This is a genomic window from Neisseria sp. DTU_2020_1000833_1_SI_GRL_NUU_006, assembly GCA_032388755.1.
GTDB classification, from domain to species: domain Bacteria; phylum Pseudomonadota; class Gammaproteobacteria; order Burkholderiales; family Neisseriaceae; genus Neisseria; species Neisseria sicca_C.
The window spans coordinates 953523-973490 of the sequence record CP135593.1; the positions used below are offsets into that span (position 1 = coordinate 953523).

General features: G+C 52.6%; 19 protein-coding genes and 1 pseudogene. 8 read left to right on the forward strand and 12 right to left on the reverse strand.

Annotated elements, in window-relative coordinates; translation table 11 throughout:
* Positions 1–131: 131 nt before the first annotated feature.
* The 3 genes from RSJ68_04645 to trpS all read right to left on the reverse strand — a co-directional run bounded on the left by RSJ68_04645 (position 132) and on the right by trpS (position 2778).
* Positions 132–1136 carry an adenosine deaminase gene (locus RSJ68_04645; GenBank protein WNU98016.1) on the reverse strand — a complete coding sequence of 335 codons (1005 nt, stop codon included), beginning with the start codon at positions 1134–1136 and terminating at the stop codon, positions 132–134.
* Between the two features lie 17 nt (positions 1137–1153).
* Entirely contained in the window at positions 1154–1693 is a 540-nt protein-coding gene (locus RSJ68_04650) for a hypothetical protein (protein ID WNU98017.1), read from the reverse strand.
* 74 nt (positions 1694–1767) lie between these two features.
* Positions 1768–2778 (reverse strand): tryptophan--tRNA ligase, encoded by a 1011-nt coding sequence (gene trpS, locus RSJ68_04655; protein ID WNU98018.1) that lies wholly within the window; start codon positions 2776–2778, stop codon positions 1768–1770.
* Between the two features lie 261 nt (positions 2779–3039).
* Between trpS and clpB the strand changes: the two genes are divergently transcribed.
* Positions 3040–5613: an ATP-dependent chaperone ClpB gene (gene clpB / locus RSJ68_04660; protein ID WNU98019.1), complete on the forward strand. Its 2574-nt coding sequence runs from the start codon at positions 3040–3042 to the stop codon at positions 5611–5613.
* Between the two features lie 112 nt (positions 5614–5725).
* On the opposite strand, the gene RSJ68_04665 is transcribed toward clpB, so the two are convergent.
* Entirely contained in the window at positions 5726–6634 is a 909-nt protein-coding gene (locus RSJ68_04665) for a Dyp-type peroxidase (protein ID WNU98020.1), read from the reverse strand.
* Between the two features lie 133 nt (positions 6635–6767).
* Between RSJ68_04665 and RSJ68_04670 the strand changes: the two genes are divergently transcribed.
* Complete coding sequence (locus tag RSJ68_04670) at positions 6768–7853, forward strand: metallophosphoesterase (GenBank protein WNU98021.1); 1086 nt, start codon at positions 6768–6770, stop codon at positions 7851–7853.
* Between the two features lie 206 nt (positions 7854–8059).
* Positions 8060–8656 (forward strand): LemA family protein, encoded by a 597-nt coding sequence (locus RSJ68_04675; GenBank protein ID WNU98022.1) that lies wholly within the window; start codon positions 8060–8062, stop codon positions 8654–8656.
* 126 nt (positions 8657–8782) lie between these two features.
* On the opposite strand, the gene RSJ68_04680 is transcribed toward RSJ68_04675, so the two are convergent.
* Positions 8783–8929, reverse strand: a complete 147-nt coding sequence (locus tag RSJ68_04680) for a hypothetical protein (protein ID WNU98023.1) — start codon at positions 8927–8929, stop codon at positions 8783–8785.
* 83 nt (positions 8930–9012) lie between these two features.
* On the opposite strand from RSJ68_04680, the pseudogene RSJ68_04685 reads away from it, so the two are divergent.
* A pseudogene (locus tag RSJ68_04685) lies at positions 9013–9207 on the forward strand (IS5/IS1182 family transposase).
* 30 nt (positions 9208–9237) lie between these two features.
* Here RSJ68_04685 and lgt read toward each other — a convergent pair.
* Both lgt and RSJ68_04695 read right to left on the reverse strand, forming a co-directional pair.
* Positions 9238–10092 (reverse strand): prolipoprotein diacylglyceryl transferase, encoded by an 855-nt coding sequence (gene lgt, locus RSJ68_04690; protein WNU98024.1) that lies wholly within the window; start codon positions 10090–10092, stop codon positions 9238–9240.
* Between the two features lie 112 nt (positions 10093–10204).
* A complete protein-coding gene (locus RSJ68_04695) occupies positions 10205–11335 on the reverse strand; it encodes a M14-type cytosolic carboxypeptidase (protein ID WNU98025.1) in 1131 nt (376 codons plus the stop codon).
* A gap of 308 nt (positions 11336–11643) precedes the next feature.
* On the opposite strand from RSJ68_04695, the gene argB reads away from it, so the two are divergent.
* Entirely contained in the window at positions 11644–12534 is an 891-nt protein-coding gene (argB, locus tag RSJ68_04700; GenBank protein ID WNU98026.1) for an acetylglutamate kinase, read from the forward strand.
* Positions 12535–12683: 149 nt separating this feature from the next.
* On the opposite strand, the gene ppx is transcribed toward argB, so the two are convergent.
* Entirely contained in the window at positions 12684–14192 is a 1509-nt protein-coding gene (gene ppx, locus RSJ68_04705) for an exopolyphosphatase (protein ID WNU98027.1), read from the reverse strand.
* A 280-nt stretch (positions 14193–14472) separates the two neighbouring features.
* Here ppx and RSJ68_04710 point away from each other — a divergent pair, with 280 nt between their 5' ends.
* From RSJ68_04710 to RSJ68_04720, 3 genes are all read left to right on the forward strand, one after another.
* Positions 14473–15102, forward strand: coding sequence for a lytic transglycosylase domain-containing protein (locus RSJ68_04710; GenBank protein WNU98346.1), 630 nt, complete (start codon positions 14473–14475; stop codon positions 15100–15102).
* A 129-nt stretch (positions 15103–15231) separates the two neighbouring features.
* A complete protein-coding gene (locus tag RSJ68_04715; GenBank protein ID WNU98028.1) occupies positions 15232–16614 on the forward strand; it encodes an MFS transporter in 1383 nt (460 codons plus the stop codon).
* Between the two features lie 3 nt (positions 16615–16617).
* Complete coding sequence (locus tag RSJ68_04720; GenBank protein WNU98029.1) at positions 16618–17133, forward strand: single-stranded DNA-binding protein; 516 nt, start codon at positions 16618–16620, stop codon at positions 17131–17133.
* A gap of 216 nt (positions 17134–17349) precedes the next feature.
* Here RSJ68_04720 and RSJ68_04725 read toward each other — a convergent pair whose 3' ends face one another.
* The 4 genes from RSJ68_04725 to RSJ68_04740 form a co-directional block, all read right to left on the reverse strand.
* On the reverse strand, positions 17350–18087 hold the full coding sequence (locus tag RSJ68_04725) for an SDR family oxidoreductase (GenBank protein WNU98030.1): 738 nt from the start codon (positions 18085–18087) through the stop codon (positions 17350–17352).
* A 14-nt stretch (positions 18088–18101) separates the two neighbouring features.
* Complete coding sequence (locus RSJ68_04730) at positions 18102–18800, reverse strand: antibiotic biosynthesis monooxygenase (protein ID WNU98031.1); 699 nt, start codon at positions 18798–18800, stop codon at positions 18102–18104.
* 7 nt (positions 18801–18807) lie between these two features.
* A complete protein-coding gene (locus RSJ68_04735; protein WNU98032.1) occupies positions 18808–19104 on the reverse strand; it encodes a YciI family protein in 297 nt (98 codons plus the stop codon).
* A 73-nt stretch (positions 19105–19177) separates the two neighbouring features.
* Positions 19178–19738 (reverse strand): NAD(P)H-dependent oxidoreductase, encoded by a 561-nt coding sequence (locus RSJ68_04740; GenBank protein ID WNU98033.1) that lies wholly within the window; start codon positions 19736–19738, stop codon positions 19178–19180.
* Positions 19739–19968 lie beyond the last annotated feature (230 nt).

A 19968-nucleotide genomic window follows, 5' to 3' on the forward strand; every position in this document is an offset into this window, starting at 1 on the left:
AGACGACCTTTTTCGCTGAAACGATATTTTTATTTAGAAGGGTCGTCTGAAAGGAAGTTCGATGTTTATACGGTTCGCATTTTAACCGAGAACAAAGCCGACCGGATTGCTTTTTCAGGTCGGCTTTGTGTCTAAACATGGATGCCGTCGATTTCGGCGTACCGTTTTGCTTTTTCTTCCTCGTTTAAAAACGAGGCTTTGAACGAGTTTTTGCACAAGGTGCGGATGTCTGCTTCATTCAAATCCAATGCGTCAGCAAGTTCGATGAAATTTTGGTTGAGATAGCCGCCGAAGTAGGCGGGGTCGTCTGAATTGACGGTAACCAATACGCCACGCTCAAGCATGCGGCGCAGGTTGTGCCGGGACAGGTCGCCGACGACTTTTAGTTTGAGGTTGCTCAATGGACAGACGGTCAGGGGCATTTGCTCGGCAATCAGGCGCTGCATAAGCGGTTCGTCTTCTTCAGAGCGCACGCCGTGGTCGATGCGGACGACTTTCAGTAAATCCAACGCTTCCCAAACGTATTCGGGCGGGCCTTCTTCACCGGCATGGGCGACGGCGGGAAAACCTTGCGCGCGGGCTTGGGCGAAGACGCGCTCGAATTTCGAGGGCGGGTTGCCGAGTTCGCCCGAATCCAGCCCGATGCCGTCGATATGTCGTCTGAAAGGCTGTGCTTGGGCAAGCGTTTCAAACGCGGACTCTTCGCTCAAATGCCTCAGGAAACACATAATCAGCCTGCTGAAAATGCCCCATTTTTCCTGCGCTTCCAGACGGGCGCGGGTAATGCCGTTGATGACGGTTTCAAACGGTACGCCGCGCGCGGTATGGGTTTGCGGGTCGAAGAAGATTTCGGTGTGGACGACGTTGTCCTCGCGGCAGCGGGCGAAATAGGCGGTGGTCAGGTCGTAAAAATCCTGCTCGTGGAGCAAGACTGCCGCCGCAGCGTAGTAAATATCGAGGAAGGACTGGAGGTTGTGAAAATCGTAAGCGCGGCGCACGGCGTCTACATCCGCATAGGGAATGGAAACGCCGTTGCGTCCGGCGATGGCGAACATCAATTCCGGCTCGAACGTGCCTTCGATATGGACGTGCAATTCGGCTTTAGGCAGGGTGCGGATTAAGGTGTGTACGGTCATGGGCGGCACCCGCTCGATCAATAGTGGCGGCGGCGGAAGTAGAACATTCCTTCGCTGTCGAGTTCGAGGATGTAGCGGCCGTTTTGAACGGCGGCATAACCGCTTTTGCCAGCCTGATACGGTTGCAGGGCAGCGTGGGAGAGGAGGTAGCTTGTCAGTTTGCCGCCGTCTTCGGCGATGTTGCCGACCAGTTTGGCAAACAAGGCATGGCATTTGCCGTTTTCAGTCCAGCCCAAAGGCTCGCCTTTGTCGCCGGTTTCCATACATTTGCCGCTGATGACTTCCAAATCGTTGGGGTGGTTGCCGATCAGTTGGATGACGTTTTGTTCGGACAAGCCGTTAATCGGATAGCTGATTTGTTTTTTGCCGTCGTTGGTTTTGCCTTCGCTGCTTTGACCTAAATCCAAGCCTGCGATGGCGTTGTTGTCGATGTATTTGACTTTAAACGCGGGTTTTGGCGCAGCTTCGGCGGCATTTTGGGCGGGCTCGGCAGGAGCTTCGGATTTGCCGCAGGCGGCAAGCAGGAGGGCGGATAAGAGAATCGGAAAGGCTTTCATCGGATATTCCTTGTTTTAAACAGGAAAAGGTCGTCTGAAAATAGCGGACTGCTTTTCAGACGACCTTTTGAGATTTACTTCAATGGGCGGATGCCGACGGCGTCGCGTACTTGGTCCAGCAGTTCGCGTGCTTCTTTGCGCGCTTTGGCGGCACCTGCCTGCAGGATGTCTTCGATTTGCGAAGGATTGGCGGTCAGCGCGTTGTAGCGTTCGCGCGGTTCTGCCAGCTCGGCGTTGATTTTGGCGGCCAAGAGTTTTTTGGCTTCGCCCCATGCCAAGCCTTCGGCCAGCATTTGCGTAAACTCTGCGGTTTCAGACGGCGTGGAGAAGGCTTTGTAGATTTCAAACAAGGGGCTTTCGTCGGGCTGTTTCGGCTCGCCCGGCTCTTTCATGTTGGTAATGATTTTGTTGACCGATTTTTGGGTTTTCTTGTCGTTTTCCCAAAGCGGAATAGTGTTGCCGTAGGATTTGGACATTTTGCGTCCGTCCAAGCCGACCAAGAGTTCGACGTTTTCGTCGATTTTCACTTCGGGCAGAGTGAAGACTTCTTTGAAGCGGTGGTTGAAGCGGCCGGCGATGTCGCGCGCCATTTCGACGTGTTGGATTTGGTCGCGGCCGACGGGCACTTCGTTGGCGTTGAACATCAGGATGTCGGCGGTCATCAGGATGGGGTAGCTGTACAGGCCCATTTCTACGCCGTGGTCAGGGTCTTCCTGATTGTTTTCGATATTTGCCTGCACGGCGGCTTTGTAGGCGTGGGCGCGGTTCATCAGACCTTTGGCGGTAATGCAGGTCAGAATCCAGTTCAATTCCATCACTTCGGGAATGTCGCTTTGGCGGTAGAAGGTGGTGCGCTCGGGGTCGAGTCCGCAGGCAAGCCAAGTGGCGGCAACGGCTTTGGTAGATTGGTGAATCATCTCCGGCTCGTGGCATTTGATGATGCCGTGGTAGTCGGCGAGGAAGAGGAAGGATTCGGTATCGGGGTTTTGCGCCGCGCGGACGGCGGGGCGGATGGCGCCGACGTAGTTGCCCAGATGCGGGATGCCGGTAGTGGTTACGCCGGTGAGGACGCGTTTCTTGCTCATGGGGATATCCTTAATGGCTCAAGGTCGTCTGAAAATGAAATAGGGATTGATTATACCTGATTCCCAACGAGTTTTCAGACGACCTTTTTATAGTGGGCATACCGACTTATTCACAGCTTTTTCTGATGTAATCTATTTTAAAAACAGATTGATACTATATTTTTTAATATTTTGGTAAATTTTTCTCTTGAGTTATCCACAGGCGACACTATATAGCGTTTATTAGAAAGATATTCGTTTCAGAAGAAAGGAAACCTAAAGATGAGATTCGACAAATTAACCGCCAAATTCCAACAAGCCCTTGCAGAAGCTCAGAGTTTGGCGTTGGCTGCGGACAGCAGCTATCTGGAAGCGGGCTTTGTACTGAAAGCCCTGCTTGACGACCAAAACAGCGGAGCCGCCGCGCTGTTGGCCCATGCGGGCGTGAACGTGCCGCAGGTGAAACAGCGTTTGCAGCAGCATTTAAACAGCCTGCCGAAAGTGTCCGGTCAGGGAGGCGATATTCTGCCCAGCCGCGAATTGCAGGCAGTGTTGAACCTGATGGACAAAGCCGCAACCAAACGCGGAGATGCCTATATCGCCAGCGAACTTTTCCTGCTTGCTTTGGTGCAGCAGAACGATGCGACCGGCAAAATCCTGAAAGAAGCCGGCGCGACCGAACAAAATATCAATGCCGCGATTGACGCGGTACGAGGAGGACAAAACGTGAACGATGCCAATGCCGAAGACCAACGCGATGCGTTGAAAAAATACACGCTCGACCTGACCCAGCGCGCCCGCGACGGCAAACTTGACCCCGTTATCGGTCGTGATGACGAAATCCGCCGTGCGATTCAGGTGCTGCAACGCCGCACCAAAAACAACCCCGTGCTGATTGGTGAGCCGGGCGTGGGTAAAACTGCCATCGTCGAAGGCTTGGCGCAGCGCATCGTCAACGGCGAAGTGCCTGAATCCCTGCGCAACAAACGCCTGCTGGTTTTGGACTTGGCAGCATTGATTGCCGGCGCGAAATACCGCGGCGAATTTGAAGAACGCTTGAAAGGCGTGTTGAACGATTTAGCGAAAGACGACGGCAACACCCTGATTTTCATCGACGAAATCCATACTTTGGTCGGTGCTGGCAAAACCGACGGCGCGATGGATGCGGGCAATATGTTGAAACCGGCTTTGGCGCGCGGCGAACTGCACTGCATCGGCGCGACCACCTTGGACGAATACCGTCAATACATCGAAAAAGACGCGGCACTCGAACGCCGCTTCCAAAAAGTATTGGTCGGAGAACCCAGTGTGGAAGATACCATCGCCATTTTGCGCGGTTTGCAGGAACGTTACGAAATCCACCACGGCATCGACATCACCGACCCCGCCATCGTTGCCGCCGCAGAATTGAGCGACCGTTACATCACCGACCGCTTCCTGCCCGACAAAGCGATTGATTTGATTGACGAAGCTGCCAGCCGCATCAAAATGGAGCTGGACAGCAAACCCGAGCAGATGGATAAACTCGACCGCCGCATCATCCAGCTCAAAATGGAAAAAATGCACGTTGCCAAAGAAAGCGACGACGCCAGCAAAAAACGTTTGGAGCTGATAGACGAAGAGATCGACGGCCTGCAAAAAGAATACGCCGATTTGGACGAAATCTGGAAAGCCGAAAAAGCCGCGTCTTCCAGCACCGCCGACATCAAGAAACAGATGGACGACATCAAAGTCAAAATCGAGCAGGCCAAACGCCAAGGTGACTTTGCCCGTGCGTCCGAACTAGAATACGGCGAGTTGCCGAAATTAGGTGCACAGTTGCAGGCGGCAGAAAGCAACCCCGACGGCAAAAAACAAAACAAACTCTTCCGCACCGAAGTCGGCGCGGACGAAGTGGCTGAAATCGTATCGCGTATGACCGGCATTCCTGTGTCCAAAATGATGGAAGGCGAACGCGACAAGCTGCTGAAAATGGAAGAAGTATTGCACCGCCGTGTGGTCGGTCAAGACGAAGCCGTGCGCGCCGTGTCCGACGCCATCCGCCGCAGCCGCTCCGGTCTTGCCGATCCGAACAAACCCTACGGCAGCTTCCTGTTCCTAGGCCCGACCGGTGTGGGTAAAACCGAGTTGTGCAAAGCTTTGGCAGGCTTCCTGTTCGACAGCGAAGATCATCTGATTCGTATCGATATGTCCGAATACATGGAAAAACACGCCGTTGCACGCCTGATCGGCGCGCCTCCGGGTTATGTCGGCTACGAAGAGGGCGGCTACCTGACCGAACAAGTCCGCCGCAAACCGTACAGCGTGATTCTTTTGGACGAAGTGGAAAAAGCCCATCCTGACGTGTTCAACATCCTGCTGCAAGTATTGGATGACGGTCGTTTGACCGACGGACAAGGCCGCACCGTGGATTTCAAAAACACCGTCATCGTCATGACTTCCAACATCGGCAGCCAGCACATTCAACAAATGGGTACGCAGGACTATGAAGCCGTGAAAGAAGCGGTGATGGAAGAAGTGAAAGCCTACTTCCGCCCAGAAATGATCAACCGCATCGACGAAGTGGTCGTGTTCCACGGACTGGATCAGGAGAATATCCGCAACATTGCGAAAATCCAGCTCAAAGGTTTGGAAAAACGTTTGGAAGCGCAGCACCTGCACCTGAAAGTGGACGATGCCGCCTTGGATTTGATTGCCAAAGCCGGTTTCGACCCCGTGTACGGCGCACGCCCGCTCAAACGCGCCATCCAGTCGGAAATCGAAAACCCGCTGGCCATGGCGTTGCTCGAAGGCAAATACGCGCCCGACAGCACGATTCATGTGAAAGAAGAGGGTGGCAGGCTGGTATTTGCCTGATTTGAGTGTAGATTGAGATAAAGTGATGAAAAGGTCGTCTGAAAACCTGATTATGGGTTTTCAGACGACCTTTCGTCTTAGGGCTTCAATATTTCACATCGGCAACGCGGTTTTACAAATCCTGCAAACGCTCGACCGAAGGGGCGTAGTAATATGCGCCGGACACGGCGGTGGAAAGATGCTTGAGCAGCAGGTCGGTTTTTCCGTCGGTGTCGCCGAACATGCTCAAGAGCTGCGCTTCGATGTTGTGCAGGGTGTTGCAGTAGGAAGTGAACATCAGGCCGTGTTCGCCGCTGATTTTGCCGAAAGGCAGGCTGCGGCGGACGATTTCCAGGTCCACACCGTTTTCTTGCAAATCGACACGGCCCAAATGCGATTCGGGCAGGCGCACGTCTTCGCTTAATTCTTCGTTGGCTTCTTTGCTGCGGCCGATGCTGGCTTCTTGTTCGGCAACGGGGACGGCATCCCACTTTTTCAGGTCGTGCAGGTATTTTTGCAGCAGGACGTAGCTGCCGCCGGCATCGGGTCGACCTTCGGGGATAATGGCGACATTGCAGACGTTTTCATCGCCTTGCGGGTTCTCGGTACCATCGACGAAGCCGTCCAGTCCGCGCTCTTCATACAGACGAAAGCCGTGTTCCTCGGTGGCGACATCGATGCTGTCGCCAAACGCTGAAAAGACAGATTGTGCGAGTGCATAGGCAGCGTTTTGGCGGTAGGCTTGGATGTGGATGTAGATATCGTGTTGGGTCGCAGGGGCAAGGCCGTTGCCCATGACTGGGAAGGGCTTGATTTCGCCGCCTTCTTCTGCGTGTCCGAACGCTTTCCATGCGTCGCTGCCGAAGGCGATGGTCATGCCTAAAATATCTTCTGGAAAGCGGGTTTTGAGGGTTGCCAAGGCTTCAAGCGAGCTTCGGCAGGCGGTTTTGATGTCGTCGTAGCGGCCGTCGCGGATGTCGGCTTCGATGAATATGCCAGCTTGGGCGTGATCGGGGATGATGGAGGTTTGCGGGCGGTTCATTGCGTTTCCTTTCGGATTTTATGGAGTTTTTCGGGCAATATTATAGCACTTAAGGTTTTCAGACGACATCGTCTGAAAGGGCGGATATGATAGAATCCGCCGTTTGTTTTTTGATGTTCGACAGGTTCGCTTTATGTTCGGCACGATGTTTTTGATTATGATTGTATTGCTCCAGCTTTTCACGTTCGGGCTGGGGCGTTCGTTGCAATGGCTGTTCGCGCCGGTGGTCGGCAAGGCGGGTAGGCGTTGGCTGATGGGGGTGTCGTATTTCGTGACTAACGGCCTGCTGACTGGGCTTTTGTTGGAATTGGGACATTTTATGTTCCGCATCATGGCGTTTTGGATGGTGTTGCTGCTGTTTGTGATGTATGCGGCACTGGCGACGTTTGTCCTGTTCCTGCTGCTGCGCAAATTCGTGTCCAGCCGGTCGCTGTCGCGCAGCCTGCGCTTGTTTGCGCCGCTGTTTGTGTTCGGCTTGGTCGGCTTTGGGATGTACAACGCCTATACGCCCGTTGTCCGTCATCAGACCGTCGTGATTGATAAGAAAATGGACAAACCGCTGCGTATCGGCATGGCAAGCGACCTGCACTTGGGGATTTTGTTCGGCGCGCGGCAACTGGATAAGCTGGTGGACATCATGAACCGCGAAAAAGTCGATTTAATCCTGTTGCCGGGCGATTTGATGGACGACAACGTCGATGCCTACCGCAAAGAGAATATGCAGCCGCATCTGGGTCGTCTGAAAGCGCCGTTGGGCGTTTACGCGACTTTGGGCAACCACGATATGTTCGGCGACAGCGCGCGCATCCGCCATGACCTCGAAGCGGCGGGCATTACCGTGCTCGGCAACCAAGTGTTGCAACACGACGCGTTCCTGCTTGTCGGCCGCAACGACGATGTGGACCACGACCGTCCGTCTGTCTCTCAGTTGCTGGAAAACCACGATACCGACCAGCCCGTTTTCCTGATGGACCACCGCCCGACCGAAGTCGAGGCGCACGCCAAGCTGCCTATTGACGTTCAAGTTTCCGGCCATGTCCACAATGGCCAAATCGCACCGGCAAACCTGATTGTGCGCACGCTCTACCGCCTTGCCTACGGCTACGAGGAAATCGGCGGAAGACACTTTTTTGTCACTTCCGGCTACGGTTTCTGGGGGATTCCGCTGCGCTTGGGTTCGCAGTCGGAAGTGTGGGTGATTGATGTGAGGGGGAGGTAATTTATTGAAATTAAAATATAAGGTGTATGAAAAAGGTCGTCTGAAACAAAATTCGGACGGCCTTTTTTATGACTTATGGGCAAAAAAAATCTATTTGGGTTATAATGCCATCAAACTAAATCAAATTTGCAGATTGACTATTGTTTTTTTAAAAATCTGCAAAATACTCAACACATTACTTCAATAAATAACCAAGGATGAGCATTATGGGAATCATTAGTCTTATTTTCATCGCCGTGATATTGGGCTTTCTGCTGATTAATTTCAAGCAAAAACTCAGCCGTTGTAAAAAAGATTACCAAGAATCTTTCGTTGCATTGCGTATCGCTTTGGCGTGTAGGCATCAGGCAGTCAGGCATGTTTTAGATGCGTCAAAAATCTACTTGGGGCGCGAAGGTGGCGATATGGATAAAGGTTTGTTATCCGCTTGTGGCGATGCAGAATCGGTATTGAGCCAGGCATCCAAATCTTTTTCTCCGGAATCGTTTTCCCGCCTGTGCAAGGCGGAAGCGGAATTGAACAAATTGCTCCGAAGCCTGCAGGAAGCTTTGGAAAAAAAATTAAAACAACGACCTGACGAAGGGTTGAAAAGCCAGCTTGAAATGCTGGATGCAGCTGAAAACGACGTTGTTTCCACGCGCCGTGCTTACAACTGCTCCGCAGAACGCTACAACCGCATACTGAGAAAGTCCACGAGCGGAATTATTGCGAAGGTATTGGGCTATCATGTCAAAGCAAGCCTGATTAAATTTGAAGACAACAATGGCCCTCAAATGAGCAAACATTTACTGGCTCGTTCGTAATCCTTATTTGAAAGTATGACGGGTTTGGATGGGACTCCCTTATCGTCATCATCCCTTGTCCGATAAAAAGGTCGTCTGAAAACCATGTTTCAGGTTTTCAGACGACCTTTGTTTTTCAAAACGGAATCAACCGCCGCATGCGCCGCAGCAACCGCCTTCGCTGTGGCCGCCGCGTTTTTCTTCGTTGTTGACTACGGGCAGCTCGACTTCTTCAGACTGTTCTTTTTTGTCTTCGGGCAGGTCGTTGACTTTGATTTTGTTTTCTTCTGACATTTTAGGCTCTCTTTAAAAAAGGGTGGAAAGGTGTGCCAAGATACCATCGGGCGGCGGATAAACCAAGTCGGATTTAAGATTTTTTGCGATTCGGTTTGATGAATCGCAAATCGTGCCGGTTTAGGATGGTTGATGTGCGGCTGATATGATGACGGGACGCTTGTTATAGTGGATTAAATTTAAATCAGGACAAGGTGACGAAGCCGCAGACAGTACAAATAGTACGGCAAGGCGAGGCAACGCCGTACTGGTTTAAAGTTAATCCACTATATCGCGTCCCGTTTGGGTTTTCAGACGACCTTTGGGCATCAGTTCAGGCGGTTTTTCTTACCGAACCAGACGAAACCGATCGCGCCCAAAACAATCATCGGAACGCTCAACCATTGTCCCATCGACAAGCCCAAGGTGAGCAGACCGAGATAGTCGTCGGGCTGGCGGGCGTATTCGGCAATGAAGCGGAAGAAGCCGTAGCCGCCGAGGAAGAGGGAGGCGACTTGTCCGGTCGGACGCGGTTTTTTGGAAAAAATCCATACGACGATGAAAAGGCAGATGCCTTCCAGCGCGAATTGGTAGAGTTGCGAAGGGTGGCGTGGCAGTACGTGGTATTGCTGCATCCATTCCGCCCAAAGCGGGTTGCGTACGGCGGCGTTGAGGTCTTCTGCGCGCGCTTGCGGGAAGCCCATTGCCCAAAGGGCGTTGATGTCGGTAACGCGGCCCCAGAGTTCGCCGTTGATGAAGTTGCCGATACGGCCGGAAGCCAAGCCCAGCGGAACAAGCGGCGCAACAAAATCCATGGTTTTCAAGGTGCTGATTTTGTGTTTGCGGCTGAACAGCCACATGGCGATGACGACGCCCAAGAAGCCGCCGTGGAACGACATGCCGCCTTCCCAAACTTTAAGCATTTCGAGCGGATGTTCGAGGTAGTATGAGAATTTGTAAAACAGGATATAGCCGAGTCGTCCGCCGAGTATGACGCCCAACACACCCCAAGTCAGGAAGTCGTCGAGCATTTCTTGGGTAAAGACAGTGTTGCCTTGTTTGATGCGGCGACGTCCCAGCCATAGGAAAAGCATAAAACCGACGATATAGCTGAGGGCATACCAGCGGATGGCGACTGGTCCGATACTGATTGCAATGGGGTCAAACTGCGGATGTATCATCATGATGTGTGTTCCTTATTGGAAGGGCGGTTTATGTGTTTTTAGCCCGACAAAGGTCGTCTGAAAATCCCGATTTGAATTTTCAGACGACCTTTTGCGTGATGGGGAGAAATAATTATCGTAAATCATCGACAACGTTCAAGACAGCCGACAACATGGCTTCGCCCAAGCGCAGGGAGCGTTGACCGTTCCAGCCGAAGTCGTCGTCGGGCAGGTTGGCGTTGTCTTTAAACGGCATTTCCAGCGTATAGGCGAGGCAGTCGAAACGGTTGCCCACCCAGTTGGTCGCGAGCGTCATGTTTGCCTGACCGGGTGCGTCTTTTTCATAGCCGTATTCGTCTTGGAAGTCGGGGCTGGCGGAGAGCAGGGCGGTTTTGAACTGCGTTTCCAGTGCGGCGATGCGCGGATTATAGTTTGGCACGCCTTCCGTACCGGCGACAAAGACAAACGGCAATGCTTCGTCGCCATGAATGTCCAAGAACAAATCCACGCCGGTTTCCAGCATTTTTTCGCGCACGAGGAAGACTTCGGGGCTTTTTTCCAAAGCCGGGCTTTCCCATTCGCGGTTGAGGTTTGCACCGGCGGCATTGGTGCGCAGATTGCCCAGTACCGAGCCGTCGGGGTTCATGTTCGGTACGATATAGAAAGTGGCGCGGTCGAGCAAGATGCGTGCGGTCGGGTCTTGCGGATCGAGCAGGCGGCCGAGCAAGCCTTCGATAAACCATTCCGCCATCGTTTCGCCCGGATGCTGGCGGGCGATAATCCAGATTTTCATGTCGCTTTCAACTTGGTTGCCGATGGTCAGCAGGTTGATGTCGCGGCCTTGCACGGTACTGCCCAAGTCGTCGATGCGGCAAAGCCCGCTGCCTTGCGCGTCGCCCAAGAGGTTTAAATGCTGCTCGTGGGAATAGGGTTCGAAATAGGCGTAGTAAACGCTGTTGGAGAGCGGCGTATGGTTGATGGTCAACACGCCGTTTTCGTATTCGGTCGGGACGCGGAACCAATTTTGGCGGTCGTAAGAGGCGCACGCCTGATAATCTTCCCAGCCTTTGGGATAAGCCGAATCCGCCGCGTTTTCAAAGTGCATCACGCAATTCTGATACGCCGCACCTTGCAGGCGGAAATAAAACCATTGGGCGAAATCGGAAGCGTTGTCCGGACGCAGCTCCAAGCGGATATTGGCGGGATCGGTCAGGTCTTTGACGACGACGGAGCCGGCGTCAAATTGAGTGCTGATTTTAATCATGGGAAAGTCCTCGGTATATCGGGTAAACCGGATAACCGTTGTTTGAGAAAATGTGTGGGCGATACCGTATCCGTCGGCGACGGCAAACGGATATACCCGAATCCGTTGATTCTACCATTCCGACGGGCGCATCCTCAACCGATAAGGGCTGCGGAATGTTGTTTCAGACGACCTTTGACGTTAAGATAGGGCAGATTCACTTTAAATCGGGACAAGACGGCAAAGCGGCAAATAGTTGCAAAGCTGATTTTTACTGATTCAAAGGTAATCCGCTATAATGATTAAATTGTTAATAATGAGACACGATTATGAGCGAATCCCACCCCATTTCAGCAGCCGACAAAGCGCGTATTTTAGCCGAAGCCCTGCCGTATATCCGCCGTTTTTCCGGCTCCGTCATCGTCATCAAATACGGCGGTAACGCCATGACCGAGCCTGCTTTGAAAGAAGGCTTCGCCCGCGATGTCGTTTTGCTCAAACTGGTGGGCATCCACCCCGTCATCGTCCACGGCGGCGGCCCGCAAATTAATGAAATGTTGGAAAAAATCGGTAAAAAAGGCGAATTTGTGCAAGGTATGCGCGTGACCGACGGCGAAACGATGGACATCGTCGAAATGGTGTTGGGCGGTCATGTGAATAAAGAAATCGTCTCACTGATTAATTTGCAGGGCGGACGCGCGGTCGGCGTCACCGGACGCGACAACCATTTCATCAAAGCGAAAAAACTGCTGGTCGATACGCCCGAACGGGCAGGCGTGGACATCGGACAAGTCGGTACGGTCGAAAGCATAGACGTACGCCTGATTGAAGGATTGATCGAACGCGGCTGCATCCCCGTCGTCGCGCCCATCGGCGTCGGCGAGAAAGGCGAAGCGTTCAACATCAACGCGGACTTGGTCGCAGGCAAACTGGCGGAAGAGTTGAACGCGGAAAAACTGCTGATGATGACCAATATCGCCGGTGTGATGGACAAAGAAGGCAACCTGCTGACCAACCTCACGCCAAGCCGTATCGGCGAATTAATCGCAGACGGCACGCTCTACGGCGGTATGTTGCCCAAAATCAGCTCCGCCGTCGAAGCGGCAAGCAACGGCGTCAAAGCCACCCACATCATCGACGGCCGCCTGCCCAACGCGCTTTTACTGGAAATCTTCACCGATGCGGGCATAGGCTCGATGATTTTGGGCGAAAGGTCATAACGGCCCGCAGATGAGTCAAGGCTTGCCGAACAGCAGGCCTTGTAAATGCCCGAATACTAAATATACAAAAGGTCGTCTGAAAACCTGTTTCAACGTTCATAGAGAATGCTGAAACGGATTTTCAGACGACCTTTTTACTATTTTCAGCCCTATTGAGGCTGCACGTTGAAAGGCATATCGATTTTTTGCCATTGCGCGCTTTCGTAGTCAAGCGCGGCGGCGATTAGGGGGTGTTGTTCGAGCCAGTTTTGGCTGATACGCAGGATGAAGCCTTTGCCGGTTTCGTCGGCGCGCAGTTGGGTTTGCGGCGGCAGATCCAAAGGCAGGCGGGCGCGGCAGAAAAGTGCGGCGAGGCGCAGGGAAAGGACGGCGTACCAAAGCATTTCGCTGCTGCCGACGATGTCCGCCATTTTTTTCATGTCGCCGCGGTGTCCGATGACCAGTTGCGCGAGTATGGTTTGCTCTTTGCGGGAGAAACCGGGCATATCGGCGTTTTCGAGGATGTAGGCGGAGTGTTTATGGTAGCCTGTGTGGGCGATGTCGAGCCCAATTTCGTGCAGTCTGCCTGCCCAGCCGAGGTATTGTTGCCATTGGGCAAGGTCTTGGACGGTTACGTTTTTAGCGTGGCACAGGCTGTCCATAAAGGCTTGCGCGGTTTCGGCGACGCGTTTGGCTTGGTTGAGGCTGACATGGTAGCGGTTTTGGAACTCGGCGGTCGTCTGATCGCGCATGTCTTCGTTCAAACCGCGTCCGATCAGGTCGTAGAACACGCCGTCGCGCAAGGCGGCTTCGGTAACGGTCATTTTGGTGAGTTCGAGTTCTTCAAACGCTGCCATCATGACGGCCAGTCCGCCGGCGAACACTTCTACACGTTCTGGCTTGAGGCTTTCGAATTTGGCTTTTTTGACGGAACCGGCTTCAATAATACGGTCGGCGAGGTAGCGCATGCCTTTGTAGGTGATGTCGGCTTCTTGGGGCAGCTCGGCGGCGATGAGGTCGCGGATGGATTTGGCGGAGCCGGAGGTGCCGATGGCGAAATCCCAACCTGTACGCTTCATGAGTTTGCTGATGCGCTGGATTTCGTTGCGTGCGGCGGAGATGGCGGCTTGGAAATCTTTGGCGGTGATTTTGTTTTGGAAAAAACGCAGGCTGTAAGTGACGCAGCCTAGGGGCAGGCTTTCGGTGGCGAGCGGCTGGAGGTCGGAGCCGATGACGAATTCAGTCGAGCCGCCGCCGATGTCGATGACGAGCATCTTGTCGCCGTTGGGCGGCAGGGTGTGGACGACGCCGGTGTAAATGAGACGGGCTTCCTCTCGACCTGCGATGATTTCGATGGGGAAGCCCAGTGCGGCTTCGGCTTTGGGTAGGAATTGGGCGATATTTTTTGCTACGCGGAAGGTATTGGTCGCCACAACGCGCACTTGTTCGGGCTTGAACCCGCGCAGCCGTTCGCCGAATTTAGCCAAACAGTCCAAGGCGCGTTCTTGGGATTCTTCGCTGAGGTTCTTATGTTCGTCCAAACCGGCGGCAAAACGCACCATTTGTTTGAAGGAATCAATGACTTTTAGTTGTCCGTTGTTGTTTTCGCAAACTTGGAGGCGGAAGCTGTTGGAACCTAAATCGACGGATGCCAGGACGTTGGTGGGCGTAGTGGTCATGAAAAAATACCGGTGGATAAACGAAGGTCTAATGTTACTCTGTCCCGCCGTTGATTGACAATATCGCAGATCAACTTTAAACCGCCGCAATATTGCACTGCGTTGATGTATCACTCATTGTCTGTTTCAAGTCAATCTGCTCATCAATGATACACGCCACCTTTGATTCCGCACGGAGATATTCTTATAATATCCGTTTTGCAAACGTCAAAAGGTCGTCTGAAAACGAAAATAGGTTTTTCAGACGACCTTTAAACCGAGTAAACGAATGACAGTACACATGAAAACGGAAAACCTTATCCTCACGCCCGAATCCCCGTCCCGCCGCCGCTTCTTACTGGCAGGGGGCGCATTGCTGCTCAGCCCTGCAGCCGCACTCGCCGGCGCGCAACGCGAAGAAACGCTTGCCGACGATGTCGCTTCGGTCATGCGCAGCTCTATCAACAATGTCAACCCGCCGCGCCTCGTGTTCGCCGATCCAAACGAAGGCGAACGCTGGCTGGCGGCGATGTCCTCCCGCCTTGCCCGCTACGTTCCCGACGCTGCCGAACGCCGCCGCCTGCTGGTCAACATCCAATACGAAAGCAGCCGCGCAGGGTTGAATACCCAAGTGATTTTGGGTTTGATCGAAGTCGAGAGCGCGTTCCGCCAATACGCCATCAGCGGCGTCGGCGCGCGCGGGCTGATGCAGGTCATGCCGTTTTGGAAAAACTATATCGGCAAACCTTCGCACAACCTGTTCGACATCCGCACCAACCTGCGCTACGGCTGCACCATCCTGCGCCACTACAACAATATCGAAAAAGGCAACATCGTCCGCGCCTTGGCGCGCTTCAACGGCAGCCTGGGCAGCAACAAATACCCCAACGCCGTCTTAGGCGCATGGCGCAACCGCTGGCAATGGGGCTGACCGCAGTGTATAAACGGCTGCGGTCCGTGCAAATGCAAACCCTTTTGAATCCTGTATAATCCGCACATCTGATAATTTTAAAATTTCAGACGACCTCAAAATCCTACCGGGTCGTCTGAAAAACCGTTTATGGCAAAAGACACCCGCATCCAAATGTTCCCGCACGAATGGCGTGCCAGCACCACCCTCTCCGGCGTTTACGCACTGCGTATGTTGGGGATGTTTTTGGTTCTCCCCGTTTTGTCCTTATATGCCGCCTCATTGCCCGGCGCGGAAAACAACAAAACCTTGGTCGGTCTGGCAATGGGCATCTACGGACTGACACAGGCTTTGCTGCAACTGCCTTTGGGCATCGCTTCCGATAAGTTCGGACGCAAAAAAACCATTTATGTCGGACTGATTGTCTTTGCCGCCGGTAGTTTTCTTGCCGCTGCCGCCAACTCATTGCCCATGCTGGTTGCCGCGCGCGCCATTCAAGGGGCGGGCGCAGTCAGCGCCGCAGTAACCGCGCTGCTTGCCGACTTGACCCGGGACGGTGTGCGTACCCGCGCAATGGCGATGATAGGCTTAAGCATAGGTTTGACCTTTTCCGTCAGCCTGGTGGTTGCCCCGATGATTGCCGATATTATCGGCGTACCCGGATTGTTTATGCTGACCGGCATCCTGACCGTCATCAGCATAGGCGTTGTCGCTTGGATGACTCCTGATCCCGAAGTATCAAAGCTGCACGAAGACACACAGGCGCAGCCCTCTCGCATGGGCGAAGTCCTCCGAGACCGCCAGCTTCTCAACTTGGATTTCGGCATTTTCGCGCTGCACGCCGCACAAATGGCGTTGTTCACCGCCCTGCCTTTTGCCATGACGCAGCTCGGTTTGGAAAAAATCCAGCATTGGAAAGTCTATCTGCCCTCGACCATCGCAGGGCTGGTGATTATGATCCCCCTCATCATCATCGGCGAAACCCGCAACAAGCTCAAGCAAGTCTTCATCCTCGGCATCGCCTGCATTGCCGCGGCGCAAATCGGCTTATTGTTCGGCATGCACTCGATTTGGCTGATTACCGCCTATCTGGTTGTTTACTTTATCGGCTTCAACGTATTGGAAGCCAGCCTGCCGTCCATGGTGTCTAAGATTGCACCGGCCGATTTGAAAGGCACGGCAATGGGCGTTTACAATACCATGCAGTCCGTCGGGCTGTTTGTGGGCGGCGCAAGCGGCGGATGGCTGTTTCAACAATACGGCTTTGCAGGTGTTTTCACCTTTTGCAGCGTGTTGATGTTGCTATGGCTGGTCATCGCCGTACTCGCGCCCGCGCCCAAACCCGTCAAAAACCTCAGCTATCCCGTCAGCCCCGCATGGCAGGAAAAACACGATTCGCTCTACCAAGCATTATCCCAAGTCGAAGGCGTTGAAAGCATTACCTTCAGCGCAGACAAACAAACCATTTACATCAAGGCGTTGCAAAAAGGATTTGACCAAGAGGCCGCCGAAAACATCATCACAGGAGTTTAAAAAATGTCATTGAACAAAGTCATCCTTATCGGCCGTCTCGGTCGCGACCCCGAAGTCCGCTATATGCCCAACGGCGAAGCCGTCTGCAATTTCAGCGTCGCCACCAGCGAAACATGGAACGACCGCAACGGCCAGCGCGTAGAACGCACCGAGTGGCACAACATCACCATGTACCGCCGCCTCGCCGAAATTGCCGGACAATACCTGAAAAAAGGCAGCCAAGTATATCTGGAAGGCCGCATCCAAAGCCGTAAATACCAAGGCAAAGACGGCATCGAACGCACCGCATACGACATTATCGCCAATGAAATGAAAATGCTCGGCGGCCGCAACGACAACAGCGGCGGCGCACCTTACGACGACGGCGGTTACAGCCAAGGCGGCTACCAACAACAAGCGCCGCAGCAACAATACCAAGCCGCCCCGCAAAACCAAGAACCCCCTGCCGCCCCCCGCCGCCAAGCTCCCGCCGCACCGGCAGCCCCTGTCGAGGACATCGACGACGATATTCCATTTTGAGTTATATAAACAACCCAACAATATTGCTTGATACAAACCGCCGAGGTTTGAGGATAGATTGGGTATCCGTATTGGATGAAAGCAATCCGTCAGACTTTGAAAGCCATTTACAAAATGCTTTGAAATTTGGCCGCGCTTTTATTGTCGATACCCTCAAAGTACAAAGGTCGTCTGAAACTTTAATTTCAGACGACCTTTCCACTTTTCAAACAACCGTCAAACTTCCTGGCGAGTAGGCCGGAAGATGATTTCGTTTATATCCACTTCCTCAGGTTGACTGATTGCGAACAGGACGGTGCGGGCAAAGCTGGAAGCGGGAATCTCATTGTGAGCATAGAAGTTTTCCATTGCGCCGCTAGCCATTTCAGAGCTGCTGCCATGCTTTAATTCGCTTTCAACTGCACCCGGGCAGAGAATAGTAGTACGCAAGTTGTAAGGTTTAACTTCCTTGCGCAGGCTTTCAGAAATGGCGCGTACCGCGGTTTTGGTCGCAGAATAAACAGCACATAATGGCCCCCAAACGTGTCCGGCTACGGAAGAAACATTGATGATCTGACCGCTCTTTTGTGTTTTCATGGTCGGTAAAACGGCTGCAATGCCATGTAAGACGCCCTTGATATTGATATCGATCATTTGATTCCATTCATCCACTTTCAATTCCTCCAATAAGGAAAGTGGCATGACACCCGCGTTGTTGAGCAATACGTCGATGCGGCTGTATAAATCCAACGCGCGTTGTGCCAAGGCTTGAACTTCGCCTAATTTAGTGACATCCGTTTGCACGCAGTGGTCGTGCGAGATACCCAATTCGTCAGCAAGGACGTGCAGGCGGTCTAAACGGCGCGCGCCCAAGATGACTTTTGCGCCTGCCTGCACCAAATGGCGGGCGGTTTCCGCACCCAGCCCGCTGGATGCGCCGGTGATAATGACAACTTTGTTTGCTACGTTTTGCATAATATTCTCCTTAATTAACGGATAAAGTGTAATTGGCCTTGATTGCCCAAATAGGTCGTCTGAACAGCGGTGAATTGCTTGTCAGCAACCATATCGGCGGCCTGTTGCAGATAATCTTTGAAATGCGGCGTTTCGCGGTGCGCCTGATAGGCGGCTTCGTCGGCGTAGATTTCAAAAAATATCCATTGGTTCGGCACGTCTTGTCGGGTGGCGGCATACATTACCAACACTCCATGTTCCGCTTGCAGTGATTGCGCCACTTCCGCGCGGACGATTTTGCTGAATGCGGCGTTGTGTTCAGGTTTGACGGTAACGCTGACCAAACGGGCTTGCGTTGCGGCGGTCTGTTTTACCTTTTTATCGCCCAAGAATTGCGGTACCAACGCCATACGTTTTTTGTGATTGGTCAAAATCTCAGGCGATACTTTGACAAACGCCTGATATTGCGGCGAATTGCGGTGGATTTGATAAGCTGCGCCATCGGCGTAGATTTCCACCATATACGCCATTTCAGGATTGTCTTGCTGTTTCACGGAATACATGGCCAGCGTGCCTTTTTCATTGGCGATGGACGTGCCGATATTATGCTCGGCGACTTGGTCGTATTTCGCCGTTTTACCTTGTGCCACACCCAATTCAAAAAAATTCATCAAGGGCGCAGCCTGCGCGTTCAATGCCATGATTACCCCAAAAAGTGCGGTCTGTTTTTTCATCGTTTTTTTATTCAGGCTTTGAACTGTTCGATATTCGTTGCCACCATTTTGGCGTGAATTCGTGAATGGCGTAATTTGCCAAATTCGGATAATAGGAATCTTCAGACAAAATGCGGTCTAATTCCGCGCGATTTTCCGTTTGGGCGATAATTACGCCAGCACGCTCGCGGTCGGTGAACGGGCCGACAATCAAGAAATTGCCTGTCTGATGGTATTTGGCAAACCATGCTGCATGTTTTGGAAATAGTTCCTCGTGTTGTTCTGGTGTAATGTCTTCGTTTACAGCAATGTCGATGATGTACATAATTTTTCCTCAATATTGAATGGATTTGTTGGGCGGACGTTCCTGCCCGCCGTTTTCAGACGACCTTTGACGATTAAGCCGCAGCAGCTTTGATTTGAGCCACCAAACGCGCCGCGTGTTCGCGCGCCTGTTGTTTTTGGGCATTGACGGCTTCTTCGTTATCGCGGTCGGTGTAGCCGATACCGCAGGTGTACACGGGTTGTTGATAATCCAGCCCACACAAGGCAGCGAAGGTTTCAAACTGCGGCAGATAGTCTTCCACCGAGTGTTTGAAGAAGCCGTCTTTTTGATACAACGCGGCGGGCGCGCCGGTACTAAATGACACGATGAGCTTTTTGCCACCCAGTTTCGCGGTCGAGCCGTGCGCAAAACCGTGTACGAATACTTCGTCAATCCACAACTTCATCAAACCCGGCACCGAATACCATGAAAACGGGAATTGCAGCACAATCACATCGGCTTTCAGCAGCGCATCTTGTTCGGCGGCAATATCAAACCGACGGTTCGGATACAGCGCGTCCAGTTTGCGGATTTCGGCTTGTGGCAGGGATTTTTCCACTTCCGCCAAAATTTCGGCATTGGCCAGGGAATGTTGCAAATCGGGGTGTCCGGAAATAATCAGGATGTTTTTCATGTTCGGTTTCCTTATAGGGGTTTAACGGAAAAGTGTTTTTAAGCCTTATCGCTTGCTGATGGGGGGTATTATACGCAGGATGTTTTTTATGATTAGACGCATAATTACTAAATTACTTTTAGGTAAAATCTAATAATTGATGATTCATCCTATAGGTAACTAATCACTGACATTGATAGTCAAGAGACGGCAGAATAGTTAAAATACGCAAATTTTATTGCCTTATTTCA